Annotated in this window: 21 protein-coding genes and 1 pseudogene; 11 read left to right on the forward strand and 11 right to left on the reverse strand. The window is 71.9% G+C overall.

All coding sequences use genetic code 11. From position 1 onward, the window contains the following. Positions 1-38: 38 nt before the first annotated feature. The gene (locus tag PT931_RS32610; protein WP_456249565.1) at positions 39-431 is read right to left on the reverse strand and encodes an SCO5389 family protein; all 393 of its coding nucleotides are present in this window, start codon (positions 429-431) and stop codon (positions 39-41) included. Positions 432-441: 10 nt separating this feature from the next. Beyond that, positions 442-1,401: an ATP-binding protein gene (locus PT931_RS32615; protein ID WP_456249566.1), complete on the reverse strand. Its 960-nt coding sequence runs from the start codon at positions 1,399-1,401 to the stop codon at positions 442-444. 248 nt (positions 1,402-1,649) lie between these two features. On the opposite strand from PT931_RS32615, the gene lipB reads away from it, so the two are divergent. Continuing rightward, a complete protein-coding gene (lipB, locus tag PT931_RS32620) occupies positions 1,650-2,297 on the forward strand; it encodes a lipoyl(octanoyl) transferase LipB (RefSeq protein WP_363726758.1) in 648 nt (215 codons plus the stop codon). Positions 2,298-2,308: 11 nt separating this feature from the next. Then, positions 2,309-3,643 carry a hypothetical protein gene (locus tag PT931_RS32625; RefSeq protein WP_456249567.1) on the forward strand — a complete coding sequence of 445 codons (1,335 nt, stop codon included), beginning with the start codon at positions 2,309-2,311 and terminating at the stop codon, positions 3,641-3,643. Positions 3,644-3,694: 51 nt separating this feature from the next. Here the strand turns inward: PT931_RS32625 and aspS are convergent, their stop codons facing one another. Continuing rightward, on the reverse strand, positions 3,695-4,948 hold the full coding sequence (gene aspS, locus PT931_RS32630) for an aspartate--tRNA(Asn) ligase (RefSeq protein ID WP_456249568.1): 1,254 nt from the start codon (positions 4,946-4,948) through the stop codon (positions 3,695-3,697). Between the two features lie 266 nt (positions 4,949-5,214). On the opposite strand from aspS, the gene lipA reads away from it, so the two are divergent. Continuing rightward, entirely contained in the window at positions 5,215-6,147 is a 933-nt protein-coding gene (gene lipA / locus PT931_RS32635) for a lipoyl synthase (protein WP_456249569.1), read from the forward strand. Positions 6,148-6,318: 171 nt separating this feature from the next. Here lipA and PT931_RS32640 read toward each other — a convergent pair whose 3' ends face one another. Continuing rightward, a complete protein-coding gene (locus tag PT931_RS32640; protein WP_456249570.1) occupies positions 6,319-6,912 on the reverse strand; it encodes a hypothetical protein in 594 nt (197 codons plus the stop codon). A 157-nt stretch (positions 6,913-7,069) separates the two neighbouring features. Here PT931_RS32640 and PT931_RS32645 point away from each other — a divergent pair, with 157 nt between their 5' ends. Next, entirely contained in the window at positions 7,070-7,762 is a 693-nt protein-coding gene (locus PT931_RS32645) for a DUF4191 domain-containing protein (protein WP_363726767.1), read from the forward strand. Between the two features lie 83 nt (positions 7,763-7,845). Here PT931_RS32645 and PT931_RS32650 read toward each other — a convergent pair whose 3' ends face one another. Beyond that, positions 7,846-8,208 (reverse strand): RDD family protein, encoded by a 363-nt coding sequence (locus PT931_RS32650; RefSeq protein WP_363726769.1) that lies wholly within the window; start codon positions 8,206-8,208, stop codon positions 7,846-7,848. A gap of 150 nt (positions 8,209-8,358) precedes the next feature. Here PT931_RS32650 and glnA point away from each other — a divergent pair, with 150 nt between their 5' ends. After that, positions 8,359-9,783: a type I glutamate--ammonia ligase gene (gene glnA / locus PT931_RS32655; protein ID WP_456249571.1), complete on the forward strand. Its 1,425-nt coding sequence runs from the start codon at positions 8,359-8,361 to the stop codon at positions 9,781-9,783. Between the two features lie 61 nt (positions 9,784-9,844). Here glnA and PT931_RS32660 read toward each other — a convergent pair whose 3' ends face one another. Together PT931_RS32660 and PT931_RS32665 are read right to left on the reverse strand one after the other, a co-directional pair. Next, positions 9,845-10,201, reverse strand: coding sequence for a hypothetical protein (locus PT931_RS32660; protein ID WP_456249572.1), 357 nt, complete (start codon positions 10,199-10,201; stop codon positions 9,845-9,847). 81 nt (positions 10,202-10,282) lie between these two features. Next, entirely contained in the window at positions 10,283-11,032 is a 750-nt protein-coding gene (locus PT931_RS32665; protein WP_456249573.1) for a hypothetical protein, read from the reverse strand. Positions 11,033-11,270: 238 nt separating this feature from the next. Here PT931_RS32665 and PT931_RS32670 point away from each other — a divergent pair, with 238 nt between their 5' ends. From PT931_RS32670 to cutA, 4 genes are read left to right on the forward strand one after another with little or no spacing between them, the layout of a single operon-like run. Further along, positions 11,271-11,681, forward strand: a complete 411-nt coding sequence (locus PT931_RS32670; RefSeq protein ID WP_456249574.1) for an XRE family transcriptional regulator — start codon at positions 11,271-11,273, stop codon at positions 11,679-11,681. Next, on the forward strand, positions 11,671-12,195 hold the full coding sequence (locus PT931_RS32675; RefSeq protein ID WP_456249575.1) for a hypothetical protein: 525 nt from the start codon (positions 11,671-11,673) through the stop codon (positions 12,193-12,195). The genes PT931_RS32670 and PT931_RS32675 overlap by 11 nt, the downstream gene beginning before the upstream one ends. After that, positions 12,192-13,367: an MAB_1171c family putative transporter gene (locus PT931_RS32680; protein WP_456249576.1), complete on the forward strand. Its 1,176-nt coding sequence runs from the start codon at positions 12,192-12,194 to the stop codon at positions 13,365-13,367. The genes PT931_RS32675 and PT931_RS32680 overlap by 4 nt, the downstream gene beginning before the upstream one ends. A gap of 32 nt (positions 13,368-13,399) precedes the next feature. After that, positions 13,400-13,741 (forward strand): divalent-cation tolerance protein CutA, encoded by a 342-nt coding sequence (cutA, locus tag PT931_RS32685; RefSeq protein WP_363726781.1) that lies wholly within the window; start codon positions 13,400-13,402, stop codon positions 13,739-13,741. 5 nt (positions 13,742-13,746) lie between these two features. Here the strand turns inward: cutA and PT931_RS32690 are convergent, their stop codons facing one another. Together PT931_RS32690 and mptB are read right to left on the reverse strand one after the other, a co-directional pair. Continuing rightward, positions 13,747-14,238 carry a hypothetical protein gene (locus PT931_RS32690; protein ID WP_456249577.1) on the reverse strand — a complete coding sequence of 164 codons (492 nt, stop codon included), beginning with the start codon at positions 14,236-14,238 and terminating at the stop codon, positions 13,747-13,749. Between the two features lie 97 nt (positions 14,239-14,335). Then, positions 14,336-15,931, reverse strand: a complete 1,596-nt coding sequence (gene mptB, locus PT931_RS32695) for a polyprenol phosphomannose-dependent alpha 1,6 mannosyltransferase MptB (protein WP_456249677.1) — start codon at positions 15,929-15,931, stop codon at positions 14,336-14,338. A 73-nt stretch (positions 15,932-16,004) separates the two neighbouring features. Here mptB and PT931_RS32700 point away from each other — a divergent pair, with 73 nt between their 5' ends. Next, complete coding sequence (locus PT931_RS32700; RefSeq protein WP_456249578.1) at positions 16,005-16,196, forward strand: DUF1918 domain-containing protein; 192 nt, start codon at positions 16,005-16,007, stop codon at positions 16,194-16,196. Between the two features lie 71 nt (positions 16,197-16,267). After that, entirely contained in the window at positions 16,268-17,809 is a 1,542-nt protein-coding gene (locus tag PT931_RS32705) for a hypothetical protein (RefSeq protein WP_456249579.1), read from the forward strand. 26 nt (positions 17,810-17,835) lie between these two features. On the opposite strand, the gene PT931_RS32710 is transcribed toward PT931_RS32705, so the two are convergent. Both PT931_RS32710 and PT931_RS32715 read right to left on the reverse strand, forming a co-directional pair. Next, positions 17,836-20,634, reverse strand: coding sequence for a bifunctional [glutamine synthetase] adenylyltransferase/[glutamine synthetase]-adenylyl-L-tyrosine phosphorylase (locus PT931_RS32710; RefSeq protein ID WP_456249580.1), 2,799 nt, complete (start codon positions 20,632-20,634; stop codon positions 17,836-17,838). Continuing rightward, a pseudogene (locus PT931_RS32715) lies at positions 20,556-21,278 on the reverse strand (type 1 glutamine amidotransferase); the annotation flags it as partial. The pseudogene PT931_RS32715 and the gene PT931_RS32710, both read right to left, overlap by 79 nt. Positions 21,279-21,336: the final 58 nt, after the last annotated feature.

Here is a 21,336-nt window from a genome sequence, read left to right on the forward strand (position 1 = left end):
CCCCGGCGGGGCCGGCCGCGGCCGGCCCCGCCCCAGGATCAGCAGTCGCGGAGCTCCGGCGACTGGTTGAGCAACTGGCCGCGCGGCGAGACGAACGCCTGGTACCGGGCACCGTCCACGGCGGACGGCCGGAACGCGGCGACCCGGTGGCAGTTCTGGAACGCCAGCTTCACGCCGAAGTGCCGCTCCAGGCCGCCCCGGATCGCGTCGGAGGCCAGGGCGCGCAGCAGCTGGCCGCGCTCCGCCTCGCTCGGCGGCGGGATCTCGTGGTCGGCCATCTCGGCCTCGCTCAGCCCGAGGTCGGCGACGACGCCGCTGACGATCTCCCACGCGTAGGGCAGGGAGACCCGGACACAGTCGACGAACTCCGCGTCGGTGACCGCGCCGGCCTCGGCGCGCTCGAGCAGGGCGGTGGGGACATCAAGGGACATAACGTGCTCCTTATCGTTCGTTGACGGTGAAACCCAGGACGAAGTCCGGGTCGATCTGGTGTGCCAGGTCCTCGCCGGTCTTCGCGTTGGCCCAGGCCGAGGCGTTGCGCAGGTGGAACTCGGCGGCCTGGTCGCTGTAGCGCACCCAGTCCTTCTCCGTCGCGTCCACCGCGCCCTTGAGCCGGGCGAGGACGGCGCGGTTGACCTCCTCCAGGGACTCGATGGGCTGGGGGTGGCCGCGTTCGGCGGACTTGACGTACGGGGAGCGGCCGAGCCAGCCGAGCAGGTCCCCGCCGACGTTCTCGCGGAGGAACTCGACGTCCGAGGCGTCCTCGACCTTGTTGCCGACGACGTCGACGCGCACGCCGTACTCGCGGGCGTAGCCGGCGTACTGCCGGTACACCCCGACACTGCGCTGGGTCGGTTCGCAGACCAGGAAGGTCCGGTCGAACCGGGTGAACAGCCCCGACGCGAAGGAGTCCGCCCCGGCGGTCATGTCGACGACCACGTACTCCCCGGCCCCGTCGACGAGGTGGTTGAGCACGAGTTCGACGGCGCCGACCTTCGAGTGGTAGCAGGCCACCCCGAGGTCCTCCGTCGCGAACGGCCCCGTGACCATGAGCCGTACGCCCCCGACAGCGCGGGCGAGCTGGTCATAGACCGGGTTGTCCTCGGAGATCCGCAGGAGTCGCGAGCCACGCCCGGGCGGAGTGGTCTTGACCATGGCGGCGGCGGAGCTGATCCGGGGGTTGTCCCCCCGCAGGTACTCCTTGATGTCGGGTAGCGCGTCGCCCATCGCCGGGAGCATCACGGCCTCCTCCTCCGTGGACCCGAGGGCCGCGGCGAGGTGCTGGTTGATGTCGGCGTCGATGGCGAGGGTCGGTGCTCCGGTGTGGGCGAGGTAGCGGGAAAAGAGCGCGGCCAGGGTGGTCTTGCCGCTGCCGCCCTTCCCCACGAAGGCGATCTTCATTGTGTACTCCGGTAGTGATACCCATTTTCAATAAGGAACGTACCAGCCGGACAAAAGTTACGCAGCACTCCTCTCCGGGTCACGTCGACGGCACCTGTGTGCCACCACCCGCCGACGCTCTCCTGCCCCCGGTCCGGGTCAGGCAGTCATGCATGTAAATGTACAAGCATGCCCCCCGGGACGGAACGGTTAGACGTGCCGAGTTGTACAGATAATGGACTGCCGGTGGCGCGCGATAGGCTTCGTCCGTGACACAGACAGCGCCGATAACCGTGGTCCGCGCCGGGGTCGTGGACTACATGACCGCGTGGGACGAACAGCGCCGGATCCACGACGCCGTGGTCGCGGGCTCGACCCCCGACACGATCCTGCTGCTGGAGCACCCGAGCGTGTACACGGCGGGCAAGCGCACCGAGCCCTGGGACCGCCCCGTGGACGGCACCCCGGTGATCGACGTGGACCGGGGCGGCAAGATCACCTGGCACGGCCCCGGCCAGCTCGTGGGGTACCCGATCATGAAGCTCGACACCCGGCTCGACGTGATCGCGTACGTACACCGGGTCGAGGCCATGCTCGTCGCCGTGTTCGCCGAGTTCGGCGTCGCCACCGCGACCATCTCCGAGCGCAAGGAACGCCGGGGCGCCGTCTGGGTGCTCGAGGACGAGCGCGGCCCCGACCGCAAGCTCGCCGCGATCGGGATCCGGGTTGCCTCCGGGGTCACCCAGCACGGGTTCTCGATCAACTGCGACCCGGACATGACGGCCTTCGACAAGATCGTGCCGTGCGGTATCCGCGACGCGGGCGTCACCTCCCTCACCCAGGAACTGGGGCGGGACGTGACAGTTTCCGAAGTGTTGCCCGTCGTGGAACGCCATCTGGGCATGCTCCTGCCCTAGATTCTCAAAGAATGCGGCGCGCACGGATCCTGGCGGTCACCGAGACGGTCCTCATCGTCCTCGGTCTAGCAGGGTTCCTGTTCGTCCTGCCGCACAACATCGGCGGCGACGCCTCCAAGCGGTACGAGGCGCTGACCGCCCTGGTGCTGCGCGGCGACCTGATCGGCAACGAGTACTCGCTGGTCGGCCCCCTGTTCGCCGGCCAGCTGTTCCTCATCGGCCACCTGCTGGGGCACGCGGCGGCGTGGACCCAGGTGTACAACACGCTGCTGTTCGCCCTGGGGCTGCTCGCCGCGTGGCTGCTGCTCCGCGACCACCTGCCCGGGGCGCTGCTCCGCCGGTTCTTCCTGGTCCTGATCGCCGGCTCGATGTACTCGGCGCACGTCACCGGCTTCAACGCCGAGGTGTACACGTCGATGGGCGTCGGGATCGGCCTGGTCGCGGTGGCCGTGCGCGCCGGGATCGCCTTCGGCTGGACGGCGGCGGTGCTCGGCGTCGTCAACACCCCGGCGGCGGCCCTCGGGCTCGGCCTGGTCCTGGCCCGGCGCGGCCTGGAGACCAGACGGCTGCGCTACGCCCTGGTGCTGGTCGCCGCCGGCGCGCTGATGCTGGCCGAGAGCTGGGCGCGGCGCGGCTCCCCGTTCGCCAGCGGCTACGAGGGCAACGCCGGCTACCGGACGATCATGCCGTACTCCGGACTGCCCGGGTTCAGCTATCCGTTCTTCCTCGGCCTGCTCTCCCTGCTGCTCTCGTTCGGCAAGGGCCTCGTGTTCTTCGCCCCGGGCCTGCTGCTGCCGGTCCGCTCCGCCATGCGCCGCTTCACCCTGTCCCCCGACACGACCCTGTTCCGGTTGTACGGCTGGTGGCTGCTCTTCCTCGCCGGCCTGATCCTGGTGTACGCGCCCTGGTGGGCCTGGTACGGCGGCCTCACCTGGGGCCCGAGGTTCCTGCTGTTCGCCTCGCTGCCCGCGTCCCTGGCGCTGGCCGTGCGGCTCTGGGACCTCGGCGCCGCGTTGTGGGTGCGGCTCCTGACGCTGGGCGCGTGGGCGCTGTCGTGCTGGGTGGCGGTGTGCGGGGCGGCGTTCACCTCGGCGGCGTACCCGGAACAGTGCTCGCGGGACACGATGGCGTACGAGGCCTTCTGCCACTACACGCCCGAGTTCTCCGCGCTGTGGTACCCGCTCGTGTTCCACCAGGGGCCGGACTGGCGGGGCTGGGTGGCGATCGTCTACATCGCCGCGATCTTCGGTTACCTGGCCGTCCCCCTGGTCCGCTCGATCGCCACCGACCTGACCGGCCCGGTGCGCACCGGCCTGCGGTCGGTCACGCACGGCTGGCGGTTCTGACCCGGCCACCGGCGTGGTGGCGACCCGTGGAAGGTCGCCACCACCGTCCGGCTACGGGGTCACGCGGTGCAGGTCCCTCGGGAAGAGGGTGACCTCGCGGATGTTGGACGCGCCGATCAGCTGCATCACGAACCGTTCGAGCCCGATCGCGAACCCGCCGTGCGGGGGCATCCCGAGGCGGAACACCTCCAGGTAGCTCTCGTACGGGGCCGGGTCCTCGCCGCGGGCGGTCAGGGTGGCGACGTAGTCGGCGTACCTGTGCAGGCGCTGGGCGCCGCTGACCAGTTCGAGGCCGCGGAAGAGCAGGTCGAAGCCCCGGGAGTACGGGGCGCGGTCCGGGTCCGGGTGGGTGTAGAAGGCGCGCTTGAGGGTCGGGTAGCCCTCGACGAACACGAAGTCCGAACCGTGTTCGCGCAGGCCCCACTCCCCCACGGCGCGTTCGTCGGCCGGGGACAGGTCCTGCTCGGACGGGTCCGCGCCCGCGATGGCCAGGGCCTCCGAGAAGTGCAGGACCGGGATCTCGGCGGGCACCTTCGGCAGGTCGAAGCCCAGCCCGTCGGCCTCGGCGACCATGCCGGCGACGACGTCGCGGAGCACGGCCATCACCTCGCGATGGTCGGAGATGAAGCCCAGTTCGACGTCGAGCGAGACGTACTCGGCCAGGTGGCGGGACGTGTCGTGCGGTTCGGCGCGGAAGACCGGGCCGATCTCGTAGACGCGTTCGAACACGCCGACCATCGTCTGCTTGTAGAACTGGGGCGACTGGGCGAGGTAGGCCGTACCCCCGAAGTAGTCGATCTTGAAAACGCTCGCGCCGGACTCGGTCGCCGAGCCGACGATCTTGGGCGTGCAGACCTCGGTGTAGCCCTGGGCGTCCAGCACCCGCCGGAAACCCCGGATCGCGGCCGCCGACAGCTCGAAGATCCGTTGCCGGCTGGGATGACGGAGGGTGACGGCGGCATGGTCGAGAAGCGTCGGGAGGGTGACGCCCAACTCGGGCCGGAACAGCTCCACCGGCAGCTCGCGGACGGGCTCCGACAGCAGCTCGATCTCGGGCTCGGTGAGCTCCACCCCGCCCGGGGCGGACGGGTTCGCGGTGACCGTGCCGACGACCCCGACCACGGTCTCCTCGCCGAACCCGTCGAGCGCGCCCGGGGTGGTCACGACCACCTGGGCGAGGCCCTCACGGTCCCGAACAATGAGGAAAGCGACCGATTTGAGTACTCTGCGGCGATGGGTCCAGCCGGCGATCCTGACCCGCTGGCCCACGTGGGCGGCGAGTTGGGACGAGAGAACGCGTTGCATGACACCTCCTGTGGGAACTACTCCCCGGAGGTGTGGGCGATGGGGCGCTTCGCGGTACCACCACACCTTCGCCGCCTCGTGGCGGCCTCAGTCGGCCCGTGCGTGGGCCGGACGGCAGGGCCAGAGGCGGTTGTCAGTCGCTGGCACCCTGCGACACAGAGAGTAGCGAACGGACGCGGAGTGTTGTCAAGGACATAAGACACGCCGTGGTGAGCCCGGTAACACGCCCGTTCAGGTGGGGGTTGGCCGGGCGTAGGCTGACCGACGTGACTGTGGTGAGCCCAGAAGGACGACGCCTTTTGAGGGTCGAGGCCCGTAACGCCGAGACCCCGATCGAGCGCAAGCCTCCGTGGATCAAGATCAAGGCGAAGATGGGTCCCGAATACACCCAGATTCGCAATCTTGTCACGCGTGAGGGCCTGCACACAGTCTGCCAGGAGGCCGGCTGTCCCAACATCTACGAGTGCTGGGAGGACCGGGAGGCCACGTTCCTCATCGGTGGCGACCAGTGCACCCGGCGATGTGACTTCTGTCAGATCGACACCGGGAAGCCGGCCGACTTCGACGCCGACGAGCCCCGTCGGGTGGCCGAGTCGGTCGCCCAGATGGAGCTCAAGTACGCGACGATCACCGGCGTGGCCCGCGACGACCTGCCCGACGGCGGCGCCTGGCTGTACGCGGAGACCGTCCGCCAGATCCACCAGCTCCTGCCCGGCTGCGGCGTCGAGCTGCTCATCCCCGACTTCAACGCGAAGCCCGACCAGCTGGCCGAGGTCTTCGACAGCCGGCCCGAGGTGCTCGCGCACAACCTCGAGACCGTGCCCCGGATCTTCAAGCGGATCCGCCCCGCGTTCCGGTACGACCGCTCGCTGAGCGTCATCACCGAGGCGCGCAAGGCCGGCCTGGTCACCAAGTCCAACCTGATCCTGGGCATGGGCGAGGAGCGCGAGGAGATCACCCAGGCGCTCCGCGACCTCGTGGACGCCGGGTGCGAGCTGATCACGATCACGCAGTACCTGCGGCCCTCGCCGAAGCACCACCCGGTCAGCCGGTGGGTGAAGCCGGAGGAGTTCGTCGAGCTCCAGGAGGAGGCCCTGCAGATGGGCTTCGCCGGGGTCATGTCCGGGCCGCTGGTCCGGTCGAGCTACCGCGCGGGCCGGCTGTTCCAGCAGGCGCTGGACGCGCGCGTCGCGTCCTGATCCACCTAGCGACACGAGAGCCGGAGCGCATGCGCTCCGGCTCTCGTCTTTGATCTGACGCCTTGGCCCGCTGAGGGCGGGGAGGCGAAGGCGCGGAGGTTTCGGCATACCGGTGTTGTATGCCGGGACCTCCGCAACGCGCGCATCGTCGCCCTCAGCGGGCCCCACCCACTAGGCGTAGTAGTACTTCGGGCCGCTGAAGGCGCCGATCGCGCACAGGAGCCAGCCCAGGGCCGGCAGGAACGCCCACGGGTACGGGTCCGCCGAGCCGTCCGCGTACAGGTCCGTGATGGCCAGGGCGGCGAACAACGCGTACCCCAGCAGCATCAGGCCGCCGATGATCCGCAGCGCCAGCCCCCGGATGAACGCGAACCCGAGCAGCAGCAGGAACCACACGATCGTGACCCCGGCGATGATCCCGGTGACCGCGCCGTTGGTCGAGTACTCGCTGCCGCTGGAGGCCACCACCGCCTCGCCCACGCCCGAGACGAACATGGCCAGGCCGCCGAACCCGCAGACGATGACCGCGCCGATGCCGAAGTTCAGCCAGCGGAGCACCGCCGAGTCCAGGTTCGCGGCGAAGGCGAGCATCGCGCCGAAGAACAGCGACGGGATGGCGAACGCGACCGCGTACGACACGCCGACGCCGGGGCGGGTCTCCTTGCCGACCTCGCCGATGATGTCGTAGATCCAGACGCCCTCGCTCCACGGCAGGGCGAGCACGCCGAGGGCCGCCAGGCTGACGCCGAGGATGGGCAGCAGCACGCTACCGCTGGCCCGGGACCGGCGGCGCGGCGGCCGGCCCGGATAAACCGGGTACGGAGGCGGATATCCATAGGGCGGTGGCGGGTGATTCACGCCCGAGACTGTAGCGGCCCCGGGCCACCTCACCCGCTCCGTGATCGGGAACTAGACTCTCGGCATGGCCAAGGCCCCACAAACCCAAAAAGTTTCCCTCCGCGACCGGTTGAAGCAGATCGGGATGGTCTTCGCGTTCACCGCGAAGCGCGACAAGCTGTTCGTTCCGCTCGTCGCCGTCGCGGTGCTCGTCCCCGTACTCATCGCGGGTCTGCTCGTGTGGCTGTTGGACTCGTGGCTGTGGGCGCCGACGGGCGTCCTGCTCGCGCTGCTGGGCGTGATGCTCGTGCTGAACCTGCGGTCCAACACGGCGATGATGGCCGAGGCCGAGGGCCAGCCCGGGGCGGCCGCCCAGATCCTGGAGATGATGCGCGGCGACTGGCGGGTGACCCCGGCCGTGCAGCTCACCACGCAGAACGACTTCGTGCACCGGGTGATCGGCCGGCCCGGCGTGATCCTGGTCGCCGAGGGCGCCCCGGCGCGGCTGAAGAGCATGCTCGCCCAGGAGAAGAAGAAGCTGGGCCGGGTCGTCGGCGACACCCCCGTCTACGACTTCATCGTCGGCAACGAGGCGGACACCGTCCCGCTGCGCAAGCTGCGGATGTCGATGATGAAGCTGCCCCGCAACATCACGGGCAAGCAGGTCAACGCCCTGGAGACCCGACTGACGGCGCTCGGCGCGGGCCGGCCGGCGATGCCGAAGGGTCCGATCCCGAAGAACATGAAGCCGCCGCGCGGGGCCACCCGGGGCCGGTAGCAGGACACGGAGAAGGGGCCGCCCGGCGATCGGGCGGCCCCTTTTTCCAACCCTTTCGACGGGTACGCGGCGCGGGTACCCGGCTAGGCCTTGATCATGATGGAGCCGACCCAGCGGTCGTGCAGGCCGCGGCCGTAGTCGTCCATGATCACGGCGGGGATCAGCAGCGCGAGGAGCACGCCCCGGGCCAGCGCCCGCGGGATGCCGATCGGGCCGCCGTCGGGTACCAGCGCGCACTGGATCCGCAGCACCCGCATCCCGGGGGTCTGACCGAACAGACCCACGAAGAAGGTGTACTCCGCGACCAGCACCAACAGCGCCCACGTACCCATCCAGCCCGGCTGGCTGAACGGCCAGACGATGAGCAGACACAGCAGCCAGTCGATCAACAGGGCACCGAACCGCTGGTTCATCGAGGCGAGTTCGACGGGGGTATCTTCGGCCATGATTCCGCAGCGTACCCGCCGGGCGCGGGGCCGCCCCAGGCGCACGTCGCCCGTGTAACACGCCCGAAACATTTGGGACATGGCGGGGCAACGAGCAGGTCATACTGTCACAGGCAGTCAAGCCCCCTGGCTCGTAAACGGAGGACTGCTGTGTTCGCCAACCCGGAAGAACTGCTGAGTTACCTCAAGGACGAGGACGTAAAGTTTGTCGATGTCCGGTTCTGCGACCTTCCGGGCACGATGCAGCACTTCAACGTGCCCACCGCCTCCTTCGACGAGTCGGTGTTCACCGACGGCCTCGCGTTCGACGGTTCGTCCGTCCGCGGCTTCCAGTCGATCCACGAGTCGGACATGCTCCTGCTCCCGGACGTGACGACGGCGTTCATCGACACGTTCCGCTCGCAGAAGACCCTCGCGCTGAACTTCTTCGTGCACGACCCGTTCACCCGCGAGGCGTACAGCCGCGACCCGCGCAACGTCGCGAAGAAGGCCGAGGCGTACCTGGCCTCCTCCGGCATCGCCGACACCGCGTTCTTCGGGGCGGAGGCCGAGTTCTACATCTTCGACTCGATCCGCCACGACACGAACGCGCACTCCGGGTACTACCACATCGACGCCGAAGAGGGCGCGTGGAACTCGGGTCGCGAGGAGGAGGGTGGCAACCTCGGCTACAAGACCAAGTACAAGGGCGGCTACTTCCCGGTGCCCCCGGTCGACCACCAGGCCGACCTGCGCGACGCGATGTCGACGAACCTGATCGACGCCGGCTTCGTCATCGAGCGGGCGCACCACGAGGTCGGCACCGGCGGCCAGGCCGAGATCAACTACCGGTTCTCGACGCTGCTGAACGCGGGCGACCAGGTCCAGCTGTTCAAGTACATCATCAAGAACACCGCGTGGCAGGCCAACAAGACCGTCACGTTCATGCCGAAGCCGCTGTTCGGCGACAACGGCTCGGGCATGCACACCCACCAGAGCCTGTGGCTCGGCGGCGAGCCGCTGTTCTACGACGAGGCCGGCTACGGCGGCCTGTCCGACCTGGCCCGCTGGTACATCGGCGGCCTGCTGCACCACGCGCCCTCGCTGCTGGCGTTCACCAACCCGACCATCAACTCCTACCGGCGCCTCGTGCCCGGCTACGAGGCCCCGGTCAACCTGGTCTACTCGCAGCGCAACCGCTCCGCGTGCACCCGGATCCCGGTCACCGGCACGAACCCGAAGGCCAAGCGCGTCGAGTTCCGGGTGCCGGACCCGTCGGCGAACCCGTACCTGGCGTTCGCGGCCATGATGATGGCCGGCCTCGACGGCATCAAGAACAAGATCGAGCCCCCGGCCCCGATCGACAAGGACCTCTACGAGCTGCCGCCGGAGGAGCACGCGCAGGTCAAGCAGGTCCCCGGTTCGCTGGAGGAGGTGCTCGCGGCGCTGGAGGCGGACCACGAGTACCTGCTCGAGGGTGGCGTGTTCACGCCGGACCTGATCGAGACGTGGATCGAGTACAAGAAGGCCCACGAGATCGACCCGGTTCGCCTGCGGCCTACCCCGCACGAGTTCGCCATGTACTACGACTGCTGACGCAGTCGAACGTCGGAGTGGGGCTCCCCGGTGACCAGGGAGCCCCACTTTCGCGTCCCGGTCAGGTCGGGTTCAGGTTGCACCCGGCGTAGAGCTGCGCGCTGTTGACCTTCGCGCCGGTGACGTCGGTGACGGTCACCCGCCACGACGGCTGCACGGAGCGCGGCTGGCAGGTGTAGCTGAACTGGGTCAGCCCGTCCAGCCCCGGCTGGTACTGGGAGTTGCGGTCCCACCGGACGGCGTAGGGCCCGGTGCCGCCGGAGACGTACACGTAACAGGTGTTGTAGTAGTTGGCGCCGTCCTCGCAGTTGGCGTAGATGGACAGCGGGCCGGCCGCCTGGGCCGGAGCCGCGCCGAGGCCGACGGCGGCCACGAGCGCGGCACCGGCGACGCCGAGCCGGGCAAGGGTGGAACTCATGGATGTCCTCCTGAAGGGTCGAAGACGACCACCCCAGGATGCGGCGGACGGGGGCCGGTCGACCCCCGCCCGCGCCTTCACCTACTGGACTTGTCCACTACTTCCCACGCCGGCCCCGGTCCCCCCGGTGGTCGTGGCCGCCCGGTCCCACGGCCCGCGCGCGAGCCGTTCCTGCACGATCCGCCGGTCCTCGGGGTCGGCCAGTTCCGCGGCCAGCTTCTCCGCCTCGCCCCGCAGCGCCGCCGCGTCCCGGGCACCGGACCGGGCCGCCACCCGGGCCAGCCCCTCGGCCGCGAACGCCCGGTCCCAGTCCGCGAAGGCCGCCGGGTGCGCGGCGATCAGTTCGGCGTACCGGGCCGCGTGCCGGGCGGCGACGTCCACCAGCCCGACGGCGGCGGCGACACTGGCGATCATGTACTCGCCCCGGCCCTGGTTGGCGACCGTCCCGATCTGCATCCAGTGGTAGGTGGAGGCGTAGGCGGCGTAGAGGGCCTGTTCGCGGTCGCCGACGGGGCTGTGCTCGGACAGTCCGCTGTCGAGGACGTCCCAGGTGCCGTTGTTGAGTTCGACCCCGAACCAGCGGTGCAGGTCCTTGCCGCCGCTCTGCTGGGCGACCACGGCCGCGGCGAGCTCGCGCCACCCGGGCAGCCCGTACTCGCGGGCGACCGTGAACTGGGCGTCGCGCAGGGACAGGTCGGGGCCGGCCCCCGGCAGTACGGCGCGGATCCGGGCCAGCGCCGCCGGGTTGCCGTTGCCGGCCGCGCGGCGCAGCTCCTTGGCCTGGGCCCGGAGCTGCCCGAGGTCGGCGTTGTCGGGAATGGTCCTGGTCATGCGTCCTCCAGTCGTCACCCGGGCCCGCTGCGGCCGGGCGCGACATGGACAGGCGCGCGTAGCTACGCACAGTGAGAGGAATCCAGGTGCACTCGGTGCTTGCCGCGGGCGGGTGGCGTCCTGGTACGCGCTGGCCCCACGATAACCCATGGGGGCTGAACAGGGGAGATGACCGGGCGGGGGAAGTCAACTAGCATGGATCCCCACGACGGGCAGGGGAGGTTGGGCGGTGACAGAAGTGTCGACGCTGGCAGAGAAGATCGATCGGCTCTTCGACATCGTCCGGAGGCCGAACCGTGAGCAGTACAGCCACGAGGAGGTCGCGCGGGCGTGCCGGGAGGCGACCGGGGAGACATTCTCAGCGACGTATCTCTGGCAGCTGCGCACCGGCCGGCGCGACAACCCGACCAAGCGGCACCTGGAGGCCCTGGCGCAGTTCTTCCAGGTCCCCCCGGCGTACTTCTTCGACGACCAGCAGGGCGCCCGGATCGCCGAGGAGCTGGCCCTGCTGGGGGCGCTCCGCGACGCGGCGGTCCGCGAGGTCGCGTTACGCGCTGTCACCCTGTCTCCCGAGGGGCTCGGCACGATCAGTGACATGATCGAGGCCATCGGGCGGCGCGAGGCCAGCCGGCACCCCGGTGCGGCGTAACCGCGCCCTGTGGCGTAGCTGCCGGGACACCGTCTCCGACCTGGCGATCCCCGACCCGTTCGACGTCGGCGAGTTCCTCGACGGACTCGCGGCGCAACGCGGCCGGCCGATCGAACTGGTGCCCGTCCGCGCGCCCACGGGCTCGGCCTGCGGGCTGCTGGTGAGCACGGACCACACCGACTACATCTGCTACCCGGAGGACACCACCCCCCTGCACCGGGAGCACATCCTGCTGCACGAGGTGGGCCACCTGGTCCGGGGCCATGTCGGCACCACGGCGCTGGACGGCGTCGGCGCGCTGCTGCCCAGCCTGTCGGCCGAGCTGGTCCGCCGGGTACTGGGCCGGGGCGGGTACACGGAGACCCAGGAGCAGGAGGCGGAGCTGATCGCGTCGCTGATCGCCCGGCGGGTGCACCGGCGCCGGACCGACGAACCCGCCGAGCCGCGGGACGTCACGGTCGCCGACGGGCTGGCCCGGCTGCGGTCGGTGTTCGAGTCCCGGGAGCACCGATGATCGTGGCCGTGCCGTACGTGGCGTTCGTGGTGTCGCTGCTGGCGTCCGGGTACAAGCTGGTGCGCGGTGGCGGGGTGGCCGGGCTGCGGTACCTGTGCGGGGCGATCGTCTGCTCCGGGGCCGCCGCGGCCGTGCTGGCCCCGAACACCGTCGTGCTGACCACCCGCTACGAGGTCGTCCCGCACACGAGCCTGATGGTCGGCAACGGGCTGATCATGGGCGCGAGCCTGTGCCTGGCGCTGCTGTCGCGCACGGTGCAGCACTCGCGCCGGGCCGGCTCGGGGCAGCCGCTGGTGCCGCTGCTGGCGTTCCTCGTCTCGTACACCGTGATGATCGTGCTCGTGTACTCGGAGACGACGGAGTCGACGACGCACTTCAGCGACCTCTACGGCGACCGGCCCGCGATCGCGATCGCCACCGTCATCTGCCTGAGCTACATCGGCTGGGGCATGTCCACGTTCTTCCTGCTCATCGGGCACTACCTCCGGCACGCCGAGGAACCGGTGCTGCGGTTCGGGCTGCGGGTGGTGGCGTCGGGCACCCTGTTCGGCCTGGCGTGGGTCGCGTGGACGGCCGCGCGGGCCGTGGGCCGGATGCTGCAGTACCACCCGCAGATCGCGCACCCGCCGCCGGTGTCGACGCTGCTGGGCGCGATGGCCGTGCTGCTGTGGGCGCTGGGTGCGACCCTGAGCGCGTGGGGCACCACCCTGGTCCGGCCGTACCGGTGGCTGCGGGCCCTGCACCGGTACCGGGCGCTCGGTCCACTGTGGTCGGCCCTGCACGCGGCGTTCCCGGAGATCGCGCTGGAACGGTCCACCTCCCGGCTGCCGTGGGACGCCGGGTTCGCGCTGTACCGCAGGGTGATCGAGATCCGCGACGCGCACCTGGCCCTGCGCGGCTACTTCCATCCCGACGTGTCCGCCTGGGTCCGCGGCCAGGACCCGACCGTCGCCGAGGCCGCCCGGGTCGCCGCCGCGCTCGTCGCGCACGCGGCCGGGCACCGCTACCTCGCCTCGCCCGCGCCCCCGCACGAGGTCGGGCCCACCGTGGAGTCCGAGGCGGCGTGGCTGATCGGCGTGACCCGGGCGTTCACCGACTCGCGCACCGTCGCCGACATCCGCCGGCGCGTCCAGGCGGAACTGGGTGTGACCGCCGTTCCCGCCAACCGATAGGGTTTCCGCACCCCACTTTCTAGGAGACGTCCGTGGCTCTCGAGTTCGTCCAGGTGTCGACCACGGTCGCCTCCCAGCAGGCCGCCGCCGAGCTGGCCCGCAGCGCCGTCGAGGGCCGGCTCGCCGCGTGCGCCCAGATCGTCGGGCCCATCACGAGCATCTACTGGTGGCTGGACAGCGTGGAGTCCGCGCCGGAGTACGTGATCTGGTTCAAGACCACTGTCGAGCGCTACCAGGATCTCGAGGACCACATCCGGTCCGGGCACACGTACGACGTGCCCGAGGTGATCTGCGTGCCGATCGTGGCCGGGAACCCGGACTACCTGTCCTGGGTGCGCGACGAGTCGACGGCCGTCGAAACCCCACAGGACTGAAACCATCATCTGATTACGGTGGGATCCGGCCCGGCTGCGGAGGCACTCGGGTTCGGGGCGCGTTCCGGCGTGGGTTCCGGCGCGGACGGTCGGCGGCCCAGGAAGGCGTAGCGGAAGGTCGGGGGCAGGAACAGTCCGATCAGCCCGGCCACCGCCAGGCCTTCGGTCACCAGCGCGAACACCGTCATGGCCGGGCGCAGACCGCTCACTCCGCCCACCATCCCGCAGCACAGCGCCAGGAAGCCGTTCGACCCCGTGGCGAGCACATGGCCCGCGGCGTGCCCCCGCAACAACAGCGGGACGGACACCAGCCCGGCGAGTGCGACCACCAGCAGCAGCACCAACATCGCGCCGAAACCCGCGGGCCCGTCCTCGACGAACCCGTCGGGCGACGGTTGCGCGCGGTACGTGGTCGCGTCGGAGCACACCTCCGCGAGAACCGGCATGAGGACGGCGGCACCGGTCAGGGCCGCGGTCACGACGACAGTCAGGGGCACAGTTTTATTGAACACGTTCAAGACGTTACCTTGAACGTGTTCAAAATTGAAGTCCACTGTGTGCCGACCCACGTGGGGGCCGGTCAGGCAAGCGCACCTAGGCCGGGTGGCCGGCTTTCCGTGCGCGCCACAGCCGTAGCGCGCGCCACAGCAGGAACAGGCTCAGCGCGAGCATCAGGAGCGCGCCGGGGAGCTTCGTGACCCGGGCGAGGTTGAAGCCGTCCGGGAGGACGAGGAGCGCCAACGCGGTGGTGACCCAGCCGAGCCAGCGGCGCCAGTCCGCGACGGCGAGCAGGGCGAGCGGCCAGAGGGCGTACCAGGGGTGGAAGACCGGGGCCAGGAGCACCGTGCAGCCCAGGGCCCAGCCCGCCGCCGCCACGATCCGGCGGGTGCGGTCGGGGCCCTCAGGCGCCACGATCCGGCGGGTGCGGTCGGAGCCCTCGGGCGCCAGCAGGTCGACGCCCTCGATTCCCCGCCGGTTCCGGTCGACGCCCTCGGGTCCCCGGCGCGGGAGCCAGTTCGCGGTGCGCAGGAACAGGACCACGAGGACCACGGCGAGTACCGCGACGCCGATCGCCCGGGTGACCGGGACCGAGGTGTGGCCCGGGGGCAGGAACAGGTAGTCCACCGCGAAGCCGACGCCGGTGGGCAGGGAGGTCCACTGCCGGGAGTCGCCGCTGCTCGCCAGGCCGTCGACCCAGCCGAAGCCGAGCGTGGTGGCGAGCGAGACGAGCCCGAGCACGGCGGCGGCCACGACGGCCAGGCCGGCCGCGACGGTGAGCACCCGGGCGACGGTTCCGGACGGTCTGCGGAGCGGGCCCGCGAGGAGCAGGGCCGCGAACGGGAGCACCACCACGGCGGTCACCTTGACCGCGAGGGCCAGCCCCAGCAACGCCCCGACCACGAGGACCCCCCGCCATCCCCCGACCCCGAAACGCCCGGCTCCCGATGCCCGCGCCCCCGCCGCTAGCCCCGCCACCACCAGCCCGATCATCAACCCGTCGTTGTGTGCCCCGGACACGAGATGGATCCCGACGAGCGGTGCGACCAGACCCAGCCACAGCGCCCGCCCGGGGTCGGTGCCGCAGGCCCGGGCCAGGGCGGGCACCCGCCACGCGATCAGCACCGCCCCCGCGAGCGCCACGAGCCGCAGCCAGCCGATCGCCGCGAACAAGCTCCCCCCGGCCAGCGCCGCCGCCGCGCCGGCGAGCACCACGAACCCGGGTCCGTACGGGGCCGGCGTGTCCCGCCAGATGAACGACACCGTGTCCACCCACGGACACGGCAGCGCGGCGACCCCCTCGGCGTACGGACTGCGCCCGGCCGCGTACGTCGCACCCTGGCACGCGTAGGCGTAGGCGTCCCGGCTGGCCAGCGGCGGGGCCAGCAGCAGCGGCAGCGCCCACAGCCCGGCGGTGACCAGCACCCACCGCACGGACAACGCGGCCCGCGCCGTCAGGTCCCGGGCGTCCGCGCCGGCCCGGGTCGTCGGCGCGAGCCGGAGCCAGGACCAGGACAACAGGGCGACCCCCGCCACGAACAGCCCGACGGCGCCGGCCGTCCGGGGCTGCCCGAGGATCGACGGCACGGTCGAGCGCAGGTCGGCGTGCGGCAACGCCCCGCCGAGGTACCCGGCCACGGCCAGCGCCACGGCCCCCAGCATTCCGGTGTATCGGCTGATCCGCACGGGCATCATGCTGTCACGACCCGAAACGGCGGACACCGGGCGCGCCGGTCTGGGCATACTCGGAAGGGAGGTGGTCGTCATGCACGCCGCAGTGGGTGACAGGCTCCAGGTGCACGGCGCGACGGTCGGGTCCAGGGACCGGGTCGGCGAGATCATCGAGGTCCGGGGAGCCGACGGCACGCCGCCCTACATGGTCCGGTTCGAGGACGGCCACGAGTCCCTGGTCTTCCCGGGCCCGGACAGCCAGGTCGTGCACCACCCCGCCCGGTAACCGAACAGGTCGCGCACTCCCCCTGGCACGCCGTGCGTCCCCCCGGACCGGCGGCGGGCAGACTGGGGGCCATGAACGCACGTTGGCGGCCCGTGCTGCCCGCCGTGGGAGTGGCGGCCGCGCTGTCGGTGGCGTACCTGCTCGCCCCGCCCCTGGGGACCGACCTGTCCGCGCAGGTGGCCCGGGCCGACTTCTTCGCCGCGCACGGTCTGACCCCGATCGACCTGCGCTGGTACGGCGGCATCGACCAGTTCGGCTACAGCCTCGTGTCGCCGGCGCTGATGGGGACGCTGGGCACCGGTACCGTCGCGGTCCTGTCCCTCCTCACGGCGGCACTGGCCTTCGCCGCCCTCCTGGTCCGGGTGGATGTCCGGCGGCCGGCGCTCGGGGGCGTGGTCGGCGCGGTGTGCGTCGCGGGCAACCTGGCCTCGGGCCGGGTCACCTACGGCCTCGGCGTCGCGTTCGGGCTACTCGCCCTCCTGGCGCTGACCGCGAAGAACCCCTTCCTCCGGTACGGCGGTGCCGCCACCGCCGGCCTCCTCGCCGGCCTGACCAGCCCGGTCGCCGGCCTGTTCGTCGGCCTGGCCGGCACGGCCCTGCTCGTGACCCGGCACCGCGCCGGGGCGGTGCTCGCGGGGGTCGGCGCGCTCGGCCTGGGCCTGACGGGCCTGCTGTTCGGCGAGGGCGGCGTGATGAACATCAGCGCCCGCGACACCCGGGGGGCCGTGATCGCGTCCCTGCTGGTGGCCGTGTTCGCGGTGCACCGCCCGGTCCGGGTGGGCGCGGTGCTGTCGGCGGCGGGCGTCCTGGCGGCGTTCCTGATCGACACCCCGGTGGGCCTGAACGCGACCCGCCTCGCGGTGATGTTCGCCCTCCCGATCCTGGCCGCGACCGGCGACCTCCCCTTCCGGCGACGCGCCACCGCCCCCACGGGGCCCTGGACCACGGACCGGCTCCGGTGGGGCGTACTCCTCGTGACAGCTGCCGTCGCCTTCTGGCTCGCGCCGCCCGTGGTCGTCGCCGACCTGCGCGACGCCGGCAACCCCGCCAACGGGAAGTCCTTCTACACCCCCCTCACCGAGGCCCTCCGAACCCACCGCGCCACCCGCACCGAGGTCGTCCCGACCCGGAACTACTGGGAGGCCGCGTACGTCGCCCCGCTCGCCCGGGGCTGGCTCCGGCAACTCGACCTGGAACGCAACCCGCTGCTGTACGAGAACCTCCCCGGCGGCACGAAGCTCACCCCGGACGACTACCGGGCCTGGCTGCGCGAGAACGCGGTGAGCCACGTGGCCGTGTCCGACGCGGAGCCGTCCTGGCTGGCCCGCCCCGAGGCCGCCCTGGTCAGGTCGGGTCTGCCGTACCTGACGGAGGTGTGGCGCGACGCGCACTGGCGGCTGTACGCGGTCGCGAACCCCGAGCCGGTCGTCGCCGGGTTCATCGAGGCGGACGCGGTCAGTGTCACCTTCGCGGCCGAGGCGGCGGGCAGCCGCGTGATCCGGGTGCGGTACTCGCGCTGGTTGCGGATGCCGGGCGGGACGTTGACGCCCGGGCCGGGCGGCTGGACCACCGCGGAGGTACCCGGCCCGGGCCTCTTCAGGGTCTCCAGCTAGCCCGAAAGAGGACAACCGCAGCACAGTTACTGATAAAACAGCCGCTCGACGACGGCGCGCGCGTGCCGGGCGGTGCGCAGGTACTCCTCGACGAACTCCTGCGGGTCCCCCGACCGGCCGAGGACCCGGACGATGCCGGCCAGTTCCACCCCGTGCCGGGGCAGCTGGTCCCCGGGCCTGCCCCGGATCAGCATCAGCGCGTCGCGGACCCTGCTGGCGAGCAGCCAGGACTCGCGCAGCGCCTCCTCGTCGGCCGCGTCCAGGCCGAGCGCGGCCAGGGCCGCCAGGGTGGACGTGCCCCGGACGCCGTGCCGGAGCTGGAGCAGCTGCACGGTCCACTCGATGTCGGCGAGCCCGCCCCGGCCGAGCTTGACGTGCGTGGCCGGGTCCGCGCCCCGGGGCAGCCGTTCGCCGTCGACCCGGGCCTTGATCCGGCGGATCTCGGTGACCTGGGCCGGGGTGAGCCCCTGCGCCGGGTAGCGCACCTTGTCGGCCAGCGCGACGAACTCCGCGCCCAGCTCCGGGTCGCCTGCCACCGGTCGGGCGCGCAGCAGGGCCTGTACCTCCCAGACCTGGGCCCACTTGGCGTAGTACTGCCGGTAGGCCGTCAGGCTGCGCACCAGCGGCCCCTGCCGGCCCTCGGGGCGCAACCCGGCGTCGATGATCAGCGGCGGGTCGGCCGAGGGCGCGCCGAGCAGCTTGCGGACCTGTTCGGCGACCCACATGCCCTGCTGTTCCTCGCCGTCATCGCAGACGAACAGCACGTCCACGTCGGAGCCGAAGCTCTGTTCCGCGCCGCCGAGCCGGCCCATGCCGATGATCGCGAACCGGCCGGGCGGCCCGGCGACCCGGACCGTGGCGTCGAGCACCGCGTCGGTGACATCCGACAGCGCCCGGCCGACGGCGGCCGGGTCGAGCTTGCCGAGCATGTCCGCGCACGCGATCCGCAGCAGTTCCCGGCGGCGCTGCGCGCGGATCGCCAGCACCGCCGACTCGGCCGAGGTGTGCCGGGCGACCGCGGCCTCGAGTCCCCGCCGCAGGGTTTCGGGGGTACTGGGCACCAGCTCGCGGTCGTCCGCCAGCAGCCGGAGCGCCTCGGGGTCGCGGGCCAGCAGGTCGGTGACGTAGCGGGACAGGCCCAGCAGCCGGGCCAGCCGGAGCGCGACCGGGCCCTCGTCGCGGAGCAGCCGCAGATACCAGGGCGTGGAGCCGAGCTTCTCGGACACCTGGCGGTAGGCGAGCAGGCCCTGATCCGGGGAGGGCGCGTCGGCCCACTCCGCGAGGAGTACCGGCAGCAGGGTCTTCTGAATGGCCGCGGTGCGGGTCACGCCACCGGTCAGGGACTCGATGTGCCTCAGCGCGCCGGCCGGGTCGGCGAACCCGAGGATGCCCAGCCGGTCGCCGGCCGCCTTCGCGGTGAGCCGCAGCCCCTCCGTCGGCACCTTGGCGACGGCCTCCAGCAGCGGCCGGTACAGCAGCTTCTCGTGCAGCCGGCGCACCTCGCGCGCGTGCCGGCGCCACTCGACGTCGAACGCCTCGACCGTGCAGTCCAGCGAACCGGCGAGCCAGCGCAGCCCGTGCGCGTCGGACGGCACGGTGTGCGTGCGGCGCAGGCGTTGCAGCTGGAGCCGGTGCTCGACGGTCCGCAGGAACAGGTACGCCTGCTCCAGGATCTCGCCGTCGGCCCGGCCCACGTAACCGCCGGCCGTCAGCGCGCGCAGCGCCGGCAGGGTGCCCGCCGAGCGCAGCGACTCGTCGGCCCGGCCGTGCACGAGCTGCAACAGCTGCACCGTGAACTCGATGTCGCGCAGCCCGCCCGGCCCGAGTTTGATCTCCCGTTCGCCGGCCCGGTTGTGCGCCTCGACCCGGCGGCGCATCGCGCGCACGTCCTCGACGATGTTCGGCCGGTCGCCGGCCCGCCAGACCAGCGGGGTGACGTCGTCGAGCCATTCCCGGCCGAGCGCGGGGTCGCCGGCTGCGTGCCGGGCCTTGAGCAGGGCCTGGAACTCCCAGGTGTGCGCCCACTTGCGGTAGTACGCGGCGTGGCTGGCCAGGCTGCGCACCAGGGGCCCGCTGCGGCCCTCGGGGCGCAGGCCCGCGTCGACCGGCCAGGCGGCGGTCCCGCACCGGGTCATCATCTCGGCGGCGGCGGCCGTCGCGGCGGTCAGGTCGCCCTCCGCGACGAAGATGACGTCCACGTCGCTGACGTAGTTGAGCTCGTTCGCCCCGCACTTGCCCATCGCGATGACGGCCAGCTGGAACATGGGCGTCACGAGGGCGGGTTCCGCCGGTGTCGCGAACCGGGGATCGAGCACCGGGGCGTCGGCGAACCCGGCCGGCACAGTCGGGGTCTCGGGCTGCGCGGCTTCGGCGCCCGGCGTCGTCCCCGGGGGCAGCGCGTCGGACAGCGTCCGGTCCGCCAGGCCCGCCAGCGCGCCCATCGTCGCCTCGGTGTCCGCCGCGCCCACCAGGTCGTCGGCCGCGATCCGCAGCAGCGAGCGCCGGTAGTCGCGCTTGAGGTCCCCGAGCACCGGTACGGGACCGTCGAGGGCGGCGATGTCCTCCGGGTACGCGATCAGGTGGTCCCCGAGCGCCGACGACGCCCCCAGCACCGCCAGGAGGCGCGGGGCGGGCACGCCGGGCACACCCGCCTCGGCGAGGCGCTGGAGCTGCCGGGCGGCGAGCTCGGGGTCCGCGGGGCGCATTACCGGGGCGGCAGGTCGATCAGGGTCAGCGGCCCCGGGCTCTTCCCCTGGGCCAGCTTCGCGAACCGCTCGGCGAACGGCTGCCACGTCTCCCGGACGTCGTCCATGACGGCGGCGCACCCGGCGATGACGGTCTCCGCGTCCGTACCCAGCTCCTGGAGGGTTTCCGCGTCGTTGGTCGCCCAGACCCGGATCATGTCGACGTCGCACTCGATGTGGAACTGGAGCCCCCACGCCCGGTCGCCGACCCGGAACGCCTGGTTCGGCCAGCGCGGCGAGGCGGCCAGCAGGGTCGCGTTCAACGGCAGCTCGGTGATCTCGTCGAAGTGCCACTGCAACGCGTCCGGCCCGAGCGGGATCTCGGCGAACAGCGCGTCGCGTTCGGCGGCGTCGCGGCGCGCCACGAACCGGGCCCCGATGTTCGGCCCGTTGTGCGCGCGCTCGACCGTGCCGCCCATCGCCTGGGCGAGGATCTGCGCGCCCAGGCACACGCCCAGGGTCGGCACCCGGTCCTTGACGGCCTTGCGGAACAGCCGCTCCAGCGCGGGGAACCACGGGGCGCCCGGGGTGCCGTCCGGGGCCTCGTACGCGTCCTGCGCGCCGCCCATCACCACGAACGCGGCGTAGCCCTCCAGGGTCTCCGGCAGGGCGTCGCCGGCGTGCGGGCGCAGCACCTCCAGCTCCAGCCCCCCGCCGGTCAGCCAGTCGCCGAGCCTGCGCAGGTCGTCCTTCGGGTCGTTCTCGATCACCAGCGTCCGCGTCACGCTGCCAGCCTAGCCAGCGCGCCGGCCGGCGGGACCCCCGGCCGCGAGGTAAGGGCCG

It is taken from the genome of Longispora urticae, from assembly GCF_053902585.1.